The sequence below is a fragment of the Aureivirga sp. CE67 genome (assembly GCF_015767245.1).
In the GTDB taxonomy this organism is placed as follows: domain Bacteria; phylum Bacteroidota; class Bacteroidia; order Flavobacteriales; family Flavobacteriaceae; genus Aureivirga.
The window spans coordinates 171,540-187,594 of the sequence record NZ_JADOTV010000005.1 but is presented as its reverse complement, the minus strand read 5'-3'; the positions used below and the strand labels follow the sequence as shown (position 1 = coordinate 187,594).

Sequence of the window (16,055 nt, the reverse complement as noted above, 5' to 3'; positions counted from 1 at the left end):
ACATCCTAATTCAACAGATTCCATCCTCTGCCAAGGAAGGTGGGACAAATTTTACCCAAAATGAAAAAAAGACTTATTTACATCTTTAGCGTTTTAGTTATTGTGGTCGTCGCTTTTTTCTTATACAAAGCACAATTCACAAAAATCGCTTTAGTAAATTATCGTGATTCGCAAATGGCAGAAATTGTCAAGGCGAATGAGAATCATTTTATTGAAGTAGAACAAATTGATTTGAAAGAAAATGATTTTACAGGAATTGAAAAATATCCTGTGATTTATCTTTTCCATATCAGTATGTTGTCTGAAACACAAAAAGAAAACTTGAAAAAAGCCATGGAAAACGGAAGTACTGTACACGTTTTAATGGCGACAAGTAAGGAGAATAATTTCAGTAATATCACTGGAGAAGATTTGGAATATATCACAAAATGTTTTGAAAATGAAAGTGTAAAAAATATTCAGAACTTCTTGAATTATTCTAGAAAGAAATTCGATGGAAAATCGCTTTTTACTTCAGAAATTGAAAAACCAGTTGTCATTCCAAAAGATGTTTTTTATAGAATAGGAACAACGGATTATTTCGAAAATATTGAAGATTATTGGAAGTATTATAAAGAACAAAACCTTTATAAAGAAAATGCGAAAACTATCGTATTGATGAGTTCTAATAATGGTTCGCAATCTCAGTATCGAGAATATATGGATGCTATGATTTTGGAACTAGAAAAAAGAGGACATAATGTAGTTGCAATTGAAGGATTCAAAAAAGTTTTAGACAATATTAAAGCTGCAAAACCTTCGATGATTATTAATTTCCCACATGGAAGAATTGGTAGAAATGATTCTTTTGTAAAATATCTTCAGGAAGAAAATATTCTTTATCTAACGCCACAATTAGTTTTTAATTCTCAAAAAGAATGGGAAGCAGATCAGCAAGGAATTTCTGGTGGATTGATGGGACAAAATATCGTGGTTCCAGAATTAGACGGAGGAATTCATCCTTTTGCAATTGCTGCAGAATATATTACGGAAAACGGATTTCATACGTATAAGCCAATTCCAGGAAGAGTTGAAAATTTCTCGAAAACTGCAACGCGTTGGCTTTCTTTAAAAGATAAAGAAAACAAAGACAAAAAGTTTGTTGTTTATTACTATAAAGGAAATGGAAAAAATGCTTTAAGCGCAGGAGGTTTAGAAGTAGGAAAATCTCTTTTTGCGATGCTTCAGACTTTAGAAAAAGAGGCTTATAATGTTGGAGATTTTTCAGGAGACTTTGATAAGTTCATGGAAAGAATTCATACGGAAGGACCAATTTTAGGAGATTATGCAAAAGGAACTTTAGATAAATTTATCAAAGAAGGAAAACCAGCTTTAGTTTCTGCAACAGAATATAAAAAATGGATTCAAGAAGAATTGCATCCAGAAAGCGTGCAGAATGTAGAGAAAATGTATGGAGAAGCTCCAGGAAAATATTATACAACAACGATTGAAAATGAAAAATATTTAGCAATTCCGAGAGTACAATTTGGAAATGTTGTATTGATGCCAGTTTTACAAGCTGCTTTGGGAGAAAATGAATTCAAATTACAACACGGTCTTCCAAAGCCTCCGCCACATGCTTATATTGCTTCATATCTTTGGGCAAGAAAAGGATTTGATACGGATGTGGTTGCGCATTTTGGAGCGCACGGAAGTGTAGAATTTACACCTTGGAAACAATTATTACTTTCTCAAAAAGATTGGCCAGAAGTATTAGTTGCACCAGTTCCACATTTATATTTCTATTCGATTGACAATATTGGAGAGGCAATGATGGCAAAACGTAGAACTTATGCGACAATGCTTTCTCATTTGACACCTCCTTATACTGATTCAGAATTGTATGGTTCTTTAAAAGATATTGCAAAATTATTGCATAAATATCCTGAATTGGAAGAAGGAAAATTAAAGCAAACATACAAGAAGAATATTCAAACAGTGATTGATACTTTACATTTAGCAAAAGATTTAGAGTTAAGTAAAGAAGAAGTTGCGAATTTAGATGAAAATACGGTTCGAATTATTGATACGTATTTACATGAAATTGAAAAAGAGAAAATCATAACAGGACTTCATGTTTTAGGAGAGAAACAAACAGAAGATGAAACATATCAAACAGTGAAAATGATGTCTGTTGATCCGATTTCACAAAGTTTGAGTTATTTAAATTCTCTTGAAGAAGAACATGATCATAAAAAAGATAATCATCATTCTAATTTTGAAGCACAAGCTTTAACGATTGTAGATGCGATTTTAAAAGAAAACAAAAATCCTCAAGATGTTTTTGGAACAAAAAGAGAAGCTCGTTTACAAGAATTATTTGCTGCTTATGGTTTAGAAGATAAAGGAAATATTTCTTCATACTACGGAGGAAATTATGCAAAGCAAAAAAGAAAAGGAATTATTTTAAATGAAAATAAAGGAGCTAAACAAGAAATGGTTTACGATCCTAAAACACATAAAATGGTTCCGAAATCTAGTACTGCAAAACATGGAACAAAAGGAAGTAAATCAAAGCAAGAAATGGTTTATGATCCGAAAACGCATAAGATGGTTCCGAAATCTAGTGCTGTAAAACATGAATCTAAAGGAAGTAAATCAAAGCAAGAAATGGTTTATGACCCTAAAACACATAAGATGGTTCCGAAATCTAGTACAGAACCAGAAAAAGTAGATTTAAAGAAAGTGACAAGTACTTATGTACATTTATTTTCAGATAGAAAAAATGAGCAAGCTTTAGATTATTTAAAAACAAAAGAAGGACTTCAAGAATTCTTAGGATTATTAAATGAGAAAAGTTTAAAGCAATATAAAAATGCTTTACGATTAGATGATTCAAATGCTTGGAAAGTTACTGCAATGGAAAATAAATATTTCCAAAAAGTAGTGAAGTTCTTGAAAGATTCTACACAACAACAGCCATTTTTCGATAATATAAAAGAAGCTTCTGTAGTAGATAGAGCAACGAAATATCGAGCAATGGTGGAGAAAGGAATTTATGACAAAGCGATTGAAAAATCGAAACTAAATGAATTCTTTAAAATTTATAAAGAATCTCCTGTAGCTTATGAGAAATATTTAAAGAAAGAAGAAAAATCAACTGTTGAAAAACAAGAGAAAATTATTTCTTTCTATATAAATAATAAAGAAGTTTTAAATGCAGTTGAAAATTCGGATTCGCCAAACTTCAAAGCTTTACAAGGAATTTTAAAAAGTGAAAAAGGATTTGCTTCACTTTTAGAAAAAGAAAAAGCAATTGAAAGTAGACTTTTAAGAATTGAAACGAAAGAAAAAAGAATTTTAGAAGCTTTAATTCAATTAAAAGAAGCTTTATATAATGTTCAAGATTATCGATTGAATTTACAAGAATCGCCGAATTTTGAAATGCAAGCGATGTTAAATGGATTAAATGGAGGATATATTTCGCCATCTTCTGGAGGAGATCCAGTTTCGAATCCTTTAGCAACGCCAACAGGAAAGAATTTATATGCGATTAATGCAGAAGTTACGCCAACAAAAGAAGCTTATGAAACTGGGCAAGAATTGGCAAAACAGATTCTGAAAAAGCATTTAGATAAACATGGAAAATATCCAAAGAAAATTACCTATTCACTTTGGGGAGGAGAATTTATCCGAAATCAAGGAATGAATATCGGGCAAATTTTTTACATGTTGGGAGTAGAACCAGTTCGAAATACTTATGGAAGAGTTTATGATGTTCGTCTGATTCCCTTAGAAGATTTAAAAAGACCTAGAATTGATGTTTTGGTACAAACTTCAGGACAATTTAGAGATTTAGCGGCTTCTCGTATTAATTTAATTAATAAAGCTGTGGAATTAGCTGCAAATGCGAAAGAAGAAAATGGAGAAGAAAACTTCGTAAAAGCTGGAACATTACAAGCAGAAAAATCTTTAAAAGCAAAAGGATTTTCTCCAGAAGAAGCACAAAAGTTCGCTACAACTAGAGTTTTTGGTGGTGCAAATGGGCACTATGGAACAGGAATTATGGGAATGGTAGAAAAAGGTGATGCTTGGGAAACGGAAGATGAAATTGCAGAAACTTATATCAAAAATATGGGAGCAATTTATCAGGAAGGAGATTGGACAACTTTTAAAGAAGGATTGTTGGAAACCATGATGGAAAATGCAGAAGTTGTTGTTCACCCTAGATCCTCGAATGAAACTGGACCGATTTCTCTGGATCATGTTTATGAATTTATGGGAGGAATCACAGCAAGTATTCGTGTGACAACTGGAAAAGATCCTGATGGATATTTTAATGATAATAGAAATAAATACAATCCGAAAGTTCAAGGTCTGAAAGAAGCAATTTGGACAGAAACAAGAACCAATCTTTTCAATCCGAAATATATCAAAGGGCAAATGAAAGAAGGAGAATCTGCAGCAGAAGGATTTGCTGAGAATTTCCGTGATACCTATGGTTGGAATGTGATGAAACCAGATGCGATTGATAAAGAGATTTGGGAAGGATATTATGATATTTATGTAAAAGATAAGCAGAATCTTGGAACGATTGAATTCTTCAAAAACACCAATCCGTATGCTTTACAAGAAATGACCGCAGTGATGTTGGAAACTGTGCGAAAAGGATATTGGAAACCAAGTGAAAATGTGAAGAAAGATATCGCGAAATTACATGCGGAATTAATCAAAGAAAACAGTGCTGGATGTAGCGAATTTGTTTGTGATAATTCAAAATTAAAAGAAATGATTTCAAGTCTTTTGGATAAAGATTTAAAAGAAAGTTATACACAACAAATCGAAGAAGTTCGTTCAGGAAAAAAAGCAGAACAAGCAGAAGGAATGGTTTTAGAAAAAGAAGAAATTCAGAAATCATCTGTGCAAGAATTATTAAAAGATAATCTATCTACAATTCTGTGGATCATACTATTACTTGGAGGAGCAATTACATTTGGAATTGTAAAGAGAAGGAAGGAGAGAGAGTAATTTGTAATTATATTTTTAAGCCAAAAGCCTCTAAATTAATTTTTAGAGGCTTTATTTTTTAGTAAGTTCCACTACTCTTTTGGGTATTCTTTACTTTTAAGTTTTTTTATATATTGCGCTAAATTAAAACGAAAAGCTATGTCAAAATTTATACGATTCACGATTGCTACCATATTTTTAATGATTGTATTTTTTAATGCTTCAAATTTTTATTTCAAATGGTTTTGTGCTACGCTTTATATCCTTGGTTTAAGTTTTATGGCTTTCCAATTTTTGAAGAAAGAAAAGACTGTTTAGGTTTTAGATATTCCTTGATTTGATTTTTAGGTAAACTAAGAATCGAAACTTTTTACTGTTACCTAAAGTTTAAATCTTGAAAATTTTATAAATAATTATCATTTTATTTTAAAAATCTCTTTTGATTTCTGGTTACTTTTGTATTGGTATAATGCGTTAGGGATTGTAGCGGCATCCTTTTTTGCTTCTCTTCATTCTGATACTTTAGCAAAAAAGATATAGCGAAAAGCCCGACCCGAGAGGGAAACGCCCAAATAAAAAATATAAAATGGATATTGTTTTAAAAAAATATGGAGTTACTTCTTTTGAGAATGTAATCTATGAATATAACCCTATAAAATTGGATTGGTGGGGTGTAGAAGAGGAAATTATTTTTGAAGTTCAGGTTTCGAAAAATGATAATGGATATGAAGTTTCGGTTTATTTCCTTTTTGAAAATGAAGACGAATATGAGCGTGTTGTAGTGTTTATCGTACAAACTGATGAGACATTTAAGAAAGTGATCGGAGCAAACTTGGTGGCAAGAGTTGTGAAAGATAACATTTTGGAAGATGTGGAAGGTTTACAGTTTATCGAAGAGCAAGAAGCTTATTTGATTCCGGATATGGATACTTCAAAGGTTATTTTAGAAAGAATTTTGAGTCAATTAACTGACACGAATCCTACGATTGCTGAAAATAGTTTGGATTTGGATGATGAGGAAGACGAAGGAATTTTCTATGAATTATTGGCTATTTATGCTGGAGAAAATGAAACGTTTGACATCGCAAAATACGAGGCTTTATTAAGAGCGCAGTATGAAGAAGCTGGTGAAGAGTTTATGAAATACTTAAAAATGGAGGTTGCCGTAATTGAGGAAAATAAACTTTGGGATGCTTTCTTAAAGGAAACACCATTTGCAGATATATTGAAATTAACCAAAGAAGATTTACAAAAAATTGCGTATCTTATAAATGATATTTAGAGCATGTTTAAAAATTTATCTCAAAATTTTTTATTCACTTCTTAAAACCTATTTCTTGTCTTTTTTATTTAACATAGCGCTGCTATGTTCTCTAAAAAAGTCTTCAAAATTGTGTTTTAATAAGCTATAAAATTATTCTGATATAAATTCAAACAAGCTCTTAGAGATGTGTGATTTAAAATGCCTAGACAGAAAAAAAATATTCTTACTCGTTTTTTAATTTGGCGATATAAAAATATTTCGCAACGAAATTTTGTCTATGCATTAAGTCTTATCATCGGATTTCTTTCTGGAATTGCGGCAGTAATTATTAAAAACCTGACGCATTTGATTAAATATATTCTCGAAGGAAATCTGGTGGTTTATTATCACAATATTTTTTACTTCGTTTTTCCTTTAATCGGAATTTTACTTACCATTCTTGTTGTAAAGTACATTTTCAAAAAAGATGTTGGTTTTGGTATTCCGACAGTACTACACTCGATTTCGAAAAAGAAATCCATTCTTCCAAAAAAATATATGTTTTCCAATTTGATTACTGCACCACTTACTGTTGGTTTTGGAGGTTCGGCAGGATTGGAAGGACCTACAATTTTGACAGGAGCTTCTGTTGGAACACGTTTGTCTAAATTACTTCACATGAGTCAATCTACGAGAACACTTTTGATTGGTTGTGCGGCAGCTGGAGCAATGTCTTCTATTTATAAAGCTCCGATTACGGCAATTATTTTTGCAGTAGAAGTCTTTAGTTTAGATCTTACTTTGGTTTCTTTAATTCCACTCTTATTGGCATCTTCTTCTGCTGTAATAACTTCTCATTTTTTCTTTGGATCGACAATATTATTACACTTTCAACTAAAAGATGCTTTTGTTTTAAAAGATATACCTTATTATTTGTTATTAGGATTTATCACTTCTGCGACTTGTATTTATTTCACAAAAACACATTTTTTTATTCAAGAGAAATTCCACAAGTTTAAAAATAATGTCTACAGATTATTGATTGGAGGAATTATGATTGGAGTTTTGGTTTTTATTATTCCACCGCTTTATGGAGAAGGTTTTCAAGTAATAAATAGTTTATTGGAAGAAGATTATATGCAAGCTTTAGGAACTAATTTCTTTGATAAATATCTGCAAAATATCTGGATGGTTATTGGACTTTTGGTTGGTTTGGTAATTTTTAAAGCAATTGCAACTACATTGACTACTGCCTCTGGAGGAGTTGGAGGAATTTTTTCTCCAGTGCTTTTTGTTGGAAGTGCTATCGGGCAAGCTTTTTCTCTTTTATTAAACAATCTACCTTTTTTAAATATTGAAACTTCTACTCGAAATTTTTCTTTGGTAGGAATGGCTGGAGTCATGGCAGGAATGTTACATGCACCGTTGACAGCTATTTTCTTGATTGCAGAAATTACTGGAGGTTATAAACTATTTATTCCTTTGATGATTACAGCAACAATTTCTTTTATCTGTACAAAATATTTTATTCCGCATTCTATTTATACAATGCAATTGGCAAAAAGAGGGGAATTAATCACACATGATAAAGATAAAAATGTGTTGATGATGATGGAAATTGAAGAATTGATAGAAAAAAACTTTGTTCCTGTAACTCCAAAAATGAGTTTAGGTAAAATGTTGCATGAAGCTGTGGTGAATTGTAGTCGAAATATTTTTCCTGTAATAGATGAAGAAGAAAATTTTTTAGGTGTCGTACTTTTAGACGATATTCGCAGTATAATGTTTGAATCCGATATGTATGAAACAGTTCATGTTTCGGAAATAATGCATAATGCACCAACGATTATTAATTTTGAAGAAGATTCTATGGAGCAAATTATGCAAAAATTTCAAAATACAAATGCCTGGAATCTGCCAGTTATTCATCAAAAAAAATATGTTGGATTCATATCAAAGTCAAAACTTTTAACTGTTTACCGAAGAAAATTAATCGAAGTAACATCCCTAAAAAATTAAATAATTAAAACATGAAAGTGGTTTTTAGAATTTTAGTAGTTGTATTTGCCTTAGGTTTAGCTATTGGCTTTACAATGAAACACTTTGAGATAGAAAAAAATGATGTAGTAATCGGAATTTCCATGCTTGGAATTGCATTTATTTTAATACCTTTGTTCCTTTATATCAGATTACAAGGAAAAGATTTAACTAAGTACAGTTTTAAACATAACCCCAATCCTGAGGAATTAGATAAAAATACCGAAGAGAAAAACTCTTCAAAACAAAAAGAATAACAAAAATTTGATATTTCTTAAAAAAGTATTAAATTGAATATTAATAATTTATAAATTTTAAAATGACAGGTACAGTTAAATTTTACAATGAGTCTAAAGGATTTGGATTCATTACTTCTGACGAAACAGGAAAAGACATTTTCGTTCACATTACAGGTTTAAAAAGAGGAACTACTCTAGAAGGAGGAGAAAAAGTTAGTTACGACGAAAGCGAAGGACGTAAAGGTATGGTTGCAGTAAATGTTGCCGTTATCTAAAGATATATATTTTAAACAGTAATAAAGAAAGCTTCTAGAATTATCTAGAAGCTTTTTTTATTTTAAAGGTTTTTTTAAAATCCTTAATTTCGCATTTCAAAAATTAAAAAACTTCAGACCATTGGCTAAAGCAAAGAAAGAAACTCCGTTGATGAAACAATACAATAGTATCAAGGCGAAATATCCAGATGCTATGTTACTTTTTAGAGTTGGTGATTTTTATGAAACTTTTGGAGAGGATGCGAAAAAAGCTGCGCAAGTTCTTGGAATTACGTTGACCAAACGTGGTGCAGGAAGTGATAGTGAGACTGCTTTGGCAGGATTTCCACATCATTCTTTGAATACCTATTTACCAAAATTGGTAAAAGCTGGAATGCGTGTAGCAATTTGTGATCAGCTAGAAGATCCGAAAATGACCAAAAAAATTGTAAAAAGAGGAGTTACAGAATTGGTAACACCTGGAGTTTCCTTGAATGATGAAGTTTTACATTCGAAATCAAATAACTTTTTAGCTGCAATTCATTTTGGTAAAAAACAAATGGGAATTTCTTTCTTAGATGTTTCAACAGGTGAATTTTTAGTGGCAGAAGGAAATGAAGAATACATTGATAAATTACTTCAAAACTTTAAACCAAATGAAGTTTTAGTTCAAAAACAGCATAAATCGAAGTTTATTGAAACTTTTGGAGATAATTATTACTCTTTTTATTTAGAAGATTGGATTTTCCAAATTGATTATGCTTTGGAAACTTTACACAATCATTTTAAGGTAAAATCTTTAAAAGGATTTGGAATTGAAGATTTAGAAGAAGGACAAATTGCTTCTGGATCGATTATGTATTATTTGGGAGAAACCCAGCATAATCAATTACAACATATTGTTTCGATTCAGCGAATTTTAGAAGATTATTACGTTTGGATGGACCGATTTACAGTGCGAAATTTAGAATTATACAATTCAAGTTCTGTAGATGCTGTAACGCTTTTAGATGTAATTGATCGAACAATTTCTCCAATGGGAGGAAGATTGTTGAAACGTTGGTTAGCACTTCCTTTAAAAGATATTAATCGAATTAAGAAACGACATGAAGTTGTAAAATATATTTTAGAAAACGATGAATTTCATCAAGTTTCTTCTTATCAAATAAAGCAAATAAGCGATATTGAACGTTTGATTTCAAAAGTTGCTACAGGAAAAGTAAGTCCAAGAGAAGTAGTTCTTTTAAAAGATTCTTTAAATGCGATTATTCCTGTTAAAGAAGCAGCTTTATTAAGTACAAACGAAGCTTTACGAGCAATCGGGGAGCAACTACAAGATTGTACGACTTTAAGAGAAAAAATTACCAAAACACTTCGAGAAGATGCTCCTGTAAATATTGCAAAAGGAAATGCCATTGCAGATGGAGTTTCGGAAGAATTGGATGAACTTCGAAATATTTCCAATTCAGGAAAAGAATATTTAGATGGTCTTTTGGCAAGAGAATCGGAAAGAACAGGAATTCCTTCTTTGAAAATTGCTTTTAATAATGTGTTTGGATATTATATTGAAGTAAGAAATACGCATAAATCGAAAGTTCCAGAAGAATGGATTCGTAAGCAAACTTTGGTAAATGCTGAGCGATATATTACGGAAGAACTGAAAGAATACGAAGCAAAAATTCTTGGAGCTGAAGAGAAAATCGGACAATTAGAACAGCAACTTTTTGCAGAGTTGATTAGTTTTATGATGGATTATATCAAGCCAATTCAGTTGAATGCACAATTAATCGCACAATTGGATTGTTTGACTTCTTTTGCTTCGATTGCGAGAGAAAATAATTATGTTCGTCCACTGATGGATGATTCGACAGATTTAGAAATTAAAAATGGTCGTCATCCTGTGATTGAAAAACAATTGCCAATTGGAGAAGAATACATTGCAAATGATGTTGTTTTAAACAGAGAACAACAACAGATTATCATGATTACAGGACCAAATATGAGTGGTAAATCTGCAATTCTTCGTCAGACAGCATTGATTGTTCTTTTAGCACAAATGGGAAGTTATGTTCCTGCAGAACATGCAAGAATTGGAATTATTGATAAGATTTTCACTCGTGTTGGTGCAAGTGATAATATTTCGATGGGAGAATCAACTTTCATGGTAGAAATGAATGAAACTGCGAGTATTTTGAATAATATTTCAGATAGAAGTTTGGTTCTTTTAGATGAAATTGGAAGAGGAACAAGTACATATGATGGAATTTCTATCGCTTGGGCAATTGCAGAATATTTACATGAGCATCCGACAAAAGGAAAAACACTTTTTGCAACACATTATCATGAATTAAATGATATGCAGGAAGAATTTGAGAGAATTAAAAATTACAATGTTTCTGTAAAAGAATTAAAAGATACTGTGATTTTCTTGCGTAAGTTAGTTAAAGGAGGAAGTGAACATAGTTTCGGAATTCATGTAGCGAAATTAGCAGGAATGCCACAATCTGTGATTCATCGAGCTTCTAAAATGTTGAAACATCTGGAAAATAGTCATAGCAGTGAAGATGTAAAAGAATCGTTGAAACAAGCAAAAGAGGAATCGGATATGCAATTGAGCTTTTTCCAATTAGACGATCCACTTTTAGAAAATATTAAAGAAGAAATTATTCATACAAATATTGATACTTTAACTCCAGTAGAAGCACTGATGAAGTTAAACGAAATCAAGAAAATGTTGTTGAAAAAATAAATTAAGAAAAACTCTAGAAAATCAAATTCTAGAGTTTTTTAGTTTTTATAAGCAGCCCACTTTTTATTTACAACATTTTCTGCGTAAAGAACATTTAAAAGTTCATCTGCAATTTGCTCACTAAGCTCCAGAAAAGTAGTAAAACCAACACAAGAAGCATTGATTTCATCTAAAACATACACATCTTCCTTTGTGTTTTTATCTGTATCTAGAATAAAATCTGCTGTCCAAAAAAGAGGTAATTCATGACCTCCTAATTTTTCTTGAATCAAAGGAATATTTTTGGTTACTAATTTTACTAAATCTGGCCATTTCTCAGGTTTATCATAACGATAAATTGCACCAGAAAAAAGTGCCGCAGAAAAAGCATCTGGAACATCTGCAGGTTTTTTATGTACGATATTTACAATTTTATCCTTCAGCATTATCACACGAATTTCTCCTTCTATTATTCTTTCTAAAAAAGGAGTATCTAAAATAATTCCATGTTCTCCTTTCAAATATTTTTTACAAAATTTTAAAAACTTTTTAAGCGATTTATATTCAATATGGTTATCATTTGCCTCGATTAATTTCAATTTTGCGTCTAAAGGAATTTTGTCTGTATATTTTTCGTTCTCCAAAACTTCAACTTTCCAGACTCCATGCCCTGTGGAACCTCTATTTTGTTTAATCACACGAATTCCTTCAGCCAATTTTTTGGGAAAGTTATTTTTTAATTCTTCAAAAGTAGCGTAGGTAAAAATATCTTCTGGAACCAGAGAAGTTCCTTTTAGCTTTGTAATAGAATTTTTTGCACCATAAATGTGCATCGTATCTGGATGTGGAAAGCCAGAAACTCCATTATTTACCAATTCTCGTAGCATTTGAAAATAGCCTTTTTCATTTGGTAAATTTCCTGGATTCACTCTATTAATATAGGCATCTGCTTTTTCTATGGTATGTCTGTAAATTTCTCCCCTATTTTCATCGGAATAAAAGATAATTTCAGCCGTCCAACCTCTTTTTCGTAAAGAATTAATAATTGGCTTCGAATCATTTCTGAATCCATCATCTCCTTTATCCGTTCCTCCTCTTGCTTCAAAAATAACAATGTGCTTCTTCATTATAAAACTAAATATTTTGTAAAGTTTTTAGCTTATTTAAGTTAAGGAAATTTTGAGCAAAGTCTTTAAAACAGATTCTTAAAGATTTTAAAATAAGAAAGTTGAGCTAATTATTTTAAGAAAAATATTTTTCAAGCATAAAAAAACAAGCTAGAAATCCCAGCTTGTTTTTAGTTTTATTTTTTGAATGCAGACCATTTTTTATTTACAACATTTTCTGCGTAAAGTAAGTTTACAAGTTCGTCTGCAATTTGTTCACTTAATTCTAAGAAAGTAGTGAATCCAACACAAGAAGCATTAATTTCACCTAAGACATATTTATCTTTTTTCGTCTTTTTATCCGTATCTAAGATAAAATCCGCAGTCCAAATAAGTGGTAAATCATAACTTCCTAATCGATCTTGGATCATCGATATATTTTTGTTAATCAATTTTACCAAATCTGGCCATTCTTCAGGTTTGTCATAACGATAAACTGCTCCAGAAAAAAGTGTTGCCGAAAAAGCATCTGGTGTATTTGCTGGCTTTTTATGTACAATATTTACAACTGTATTTCGCAACATCAACACACGAATTTCTCCTTCTACAATTCGTTCTAAAAATGGCATGTCTAATAACATTCCATTTTCTCCTTCCAAATATTGAATACAAAACTCCAAAAATTCTTGAAGCGATTTATGTTCTGTGTGATTATCTTTTGCTTCTGTAAGTTTTAATTCAGCATCTAAAGGAATTTCATCTTTGTATTTATCTTTATCTACAACTTCCACACGCCATATTCCTTCTCCTGTAGAACCTCTATTTTGTTTGACAACTCTAGTTCCTTTTAATAAAGTATTTGGAAAATGATCTTTAAATTCTTCAAAAGTGTAATATGAAAATACATCTTCTGGAACTAAAGGTGTTCCTTTTAGCTTTTCTATAGAGTTTTTCGCACCATAAGATTGCATCGCATCTGGATGTGGTAATCCTGCAACTCCATTAGTCACCAATTCTCGGAGCATTTGAAAATATCCTGTTTCATTAGGTAAATTTCCAGGATTTACTCTACTAATATAAGCATCTGCTTTTTCAACAGTATGCCTATAAATTTCTCCTCTATTTTCATCAGAATAAAAAATAATTTCTGCTTTCCAGCCTCTTTTTCTTAGAGAATCTATAATTGGTCTAGAATCATTTCTAAATCCGTAAGAACCTTTATCTGTTCCTCCTCTTGCTTCAAATATTACTATGTGTTTTTTCATTTTACATATCTGGAAATATCAATCTATAATATGTAAAAGAAAATATCTAGAGTTTTAAAATCGTTAAGTGAAGTTTATTTATTTTTATAAAAATTGTTGCTAAATCATTAAATACTAACAAAATATAGAATTCATGAAAAGTAAAAATTCGAGTTCTAAAAGCGTTAAAAAAGAAAATTTAAGAAAATTTTATTTTTACTTAATCTAAATTAAGTATCTTTGCAGAGGAATAAAAAAAGATAACATGCTAATTTTCACGCCAGAAACAATTACAGCGAATAATACAATGGAAACTTCTTGTGGAAGTGATTGTAGTACGTCTTGTAAGAAAATGAAGAAGAAGTGTTGTAAGAAATTTAAAAAGGGCAAACGCTGTAAACGCTGCCCTAGTTTTGATTTAATGTAATTTTTTACATTCTTATTTGAAAGCTGGAATTCCAGTAATATCTAATCCTGTAATTAATAGGTGAATATCGTGTGTACCTTCATAAGTAATTACACTCTCTAAATTCATCATGTGTCTCATGATTGAATACTCACCAGTAATTCCCATTGCTCCAAGAACTTGTCTTGCTTCTCTAGCTATATTTAAAGCCATATCCACATTGTTTCTTTTCGCCATAGAAATCTGAGCTGAAGTTGCTCTTCCTTCGTTTCTAAGAACACCTAAACGCCAAGTTAAGAATTGTGCTTTTGTGATTTCAGTAATCATTTCAGCAAGTTTCTTTTGTTGTAATTGTGTTCCAGCAATTGGTTTGTCAAACTGCACTCTTTCTTTAGCATATCTTAAAGCAGTATCATAACAATCCATTGCAGCACCGATAGCTCCCCATGCGATTCCGTAACGAGCAGAATCTAAACATCCAAGAGGTCCACCAAGTCCATCTTTGTTTGGCATTAAGTTCTCTTTAGGAACTTTTACGTTATCAAAAATAAGCTCTCCAGTAGCAGAAGCTCTTAAAGACCATTTATTATGTGTTTCAGGAGTAGAAAATCCTTCCATTCCTCTTTCCACGATAAGTCCTTTAATTCTTCCTTCTTCGTTTTTAGCCCAAACAACTGCAATATCAGCAAAAGGTGCATTCGAGATCCACATTTTTGCTCCATTTAAAAGATAGTGGTCTCCCATATCTTTGATGTTTGTTACCATTCCACCAGGGTTTGATCCGAAGTCTGGTTCTGTCAATCCAAAACATCCGATAAATTCTCCTGAAGCTAATTTTGGTAAATATTTTTGTTTTTGCTCCTCAGTTCCATATTTCCAGATAGGATACATTACTAAAGAAGACTGAACAGATGCAGTAGAACGAACTCCTGAATCTCCTCTTTCAATCTCTTGCATGATTAATCCGTAAGAAATTTGGTCTAAACCAGCTCCTCCATATTCTTCTGGGATATATGGTCCGAAAGCTCCAATTTCTGCTAATCCATTGATGATTTGCTTTGGAAATTCCGCTTTTTGTGCAGCATCTTCGATAATTGGAGAAACTTCTCTTTTTACCCATTCGCGAGCAGCATCACGAACCAATTTGTGCTCTTCAGTCAACAGATCATCTAGTCCGAAATAATCTGGTGCTTGAAATAAATCTTGTGCCATGTTTTTCTATATTGTCTTATTAATTTACCAAAATTAAGAATTTAATAGTTCTTATTTTCTTTTTTAAAGGAAATCTTTAATTCCGTACATTTGTTGTTATGAAATTTACATTCAGAAAAGAAGAAAAATTAAAAAGTAAAAAGCTAATCGAAAAGCTTTTTGCAGAGGGAGAACATGTAAAATCATTTCCACTTAGAATGATATATGTAAAGGCGGATCATGATTATGAAAAAATATTTCAAGTGGGAGTTTCTGTTTCAAAACGTAACTTTAAAAAAGCGGTAGATCGAAATCGTATAAAAAGATTAATGCGAGAGGCTTACCGTTTAAATAAACACCTTTTAGAAAAAGAAATCACGGAAAAATACGTTTGTATGTTTATATACACTGGACGTGATGAATGGAAATATGCGGAGTTGGAATCTAAAATGGTAAAAGTGATGCATAAATTCATTGAAAAAGTAAATAGCGAAAAAAGTTCTTCTTAAAATTTGTAATTTGAGAACTTTGAGATTTTATGCTTAAAAAACATAACGGTCTCACACATCATTTAATAAAAAACAAACTAAAATTGGTTTGTGATTAAAATTTAAATATTCC

The 16,055-nt window shown here is 31.3% G+C and carries 11 protein-coding genes; 8 read left to right on the top strand and 3 right to left on the bottom strand.

Going from position 1 to position 16,055, the window contains the following annotated elements; translation table 11 throughout:
* The first annotated feature begins 60 nt into the window (after window positions 1-60).
* From I0K12_RS08870 to mutS, 7 genes are all read left to right on the top strand, one after another.
* Window positions 61-5,007 carry a cobaltochelatase subunit CobN gene (locus tag I0K12_RS08870; RefSeq protein ID WP_196887202.1) on the top strand — a complete coding sequence of 1,649 codons (4,947 nt, stop codon included), beginning with the start codon at window positions 61-63 and terminating at the stop codon, window positions 5,005-5,007.
* Between the two features lie 138 nt (window positions 5,008-5,145).
* Window positions 5,146-5,304 carry a hypothetical protein gene (locus I0K12_RS08865; protein ID WP_196887200.1) on the top strand — a complete coding sequence of 53 codons (159 nt, stop codon included), beginning with the start codon at window positions 5,146-5,148 and terminating at the stop codon, window positions 5,302-5,304.
* 268 nt (window positions 5,305-5,572) lie between these two features.
* On the top strand, window positions 5,573-6,268 hold the full coding sequence (locus tag I0K12_RS08860; RefSeq protein WP_196887199.1) for a hypothetical protein: 696 nt from the start codon (window positions 5,573-5,575) through the stop codon (window positions 6,266-6,268).
* A 180-nt stretch (window positions 6,269-6,448) separates the two neighbouring features.
* Complete coding sequence (locus I0K12_RS08855; RefSeq protein WP_196887197.1) at window positions 6,449-8,248, top strand: chloride channel protein; 1,800 nt, start codon at window positions 6,449-6,451, stop codon at window positions 8,246-8,248.
* A gap of 11 nt (window positions 8,249-8,259) precedes the next feature.
* A complete protein-coding gene (locus I0K12_RS08850) occupies window positions 8,260-8,523 on the top strand; it encodes a hypothetical protein (RefSeq protein ID WP_196887195.1) in 264 nt (87 codons plus the stop codon).
* Window positions 8,524-8,585: 62 nt separating this feature from the next.
* Window positions 8,586-8,780 carry a cold-shock protein gene (locus I0K12_RS08845; RefSeq protein ID WP_196887192.1) on the top strand — a complete coding sequence of 65 codons (195 nt, stop codon included), beginning with the start codon at window positions 8,586-8,588 and terminating at the stop codon, window positions 8,778-8,780.
* 151 nt (window positions 8,781-8,931) lie between these two features.
* On the top strand, window positions 8,932-11,508 hold the full coding sequence (gene mutS, locus I0K12_RS08840; RefSeq protein ID WP_196887267.1) for a DNA mismatch repair protein MutS: 2,577 nt from the start codon (window positions 8,932-8,934) through the stop codon (window positions 11,506-11,508).
* A 38-nt stretch (window positions 11,509-11,546) separates the two neighbouring features.
* Here mutS and I0K12_RS08835 read toward each other — a convergent pair whose 3' ends face one another.
* The 3 genes from I0K12_RS08835 to I0K12_RS08825 all read right to left on the bottom strand — a co-directional run bounded on the left by I0K12_RS08835 (window position 11,547) and on the right by I0K12_RS08825 (window position 15,455).
* Window positions 11,547-12,614: a Cj0069 family protein gene (locus I0K12_RS08835; protein WP_196887190.1), complete on the bottom strand. Its 1,068-nt coding sequence runs from the start codon at window positions 12,612-12,614 to the stop codon at window positions 11,547-11,549.
* 176 nt (window positions 12,615-12,790) lie between these two features.
* Window positions 12,791-13,858, bottom strand: a complete 1,068-nt coding sequence (locus I0K12_RS08830; protein WP_196887188.1) for a Cj0069 family protein — start codon at window positions 13,856-13,858, stop codon at window positions 12,791-12,793.
* Window positions 13,859-14,276: 418 nt separating this feature from the next.
* Window positions 14,277-15,455 carry an acyl-CoA dehydrogenase family protein gene (locus tag I0K12_RS08825; protein ID WP_196887186.1) on the bottom strand — a complete coding sequence of 393 codons (1,179 nt, stop codon included), beginning with the start codon at window positions 15,453-15,455 and terminating at the stop codon, window positions 14,277-14,279.
* A 98-nt stretch (window positions 15,456-15,553) separates the two neighbouring features.
* Here I0K12_RS08825 and rnpA point away from each other — a divergent pair, with 98 nt between their 5' ends.
* On the top strand, window positions 15,554-15,943 hold the full coding sequence (rnpA, locus tag I0K12_RS08820) for a ribonuclease P protein component (protein WP_196887184.1): 390 nt from the start codon (window positions 15,554-15,556) through the stop codon (window positions 15,941-15,943).
* Window positions 15,944-16,055: the final 112 nt, after the last annotated feature.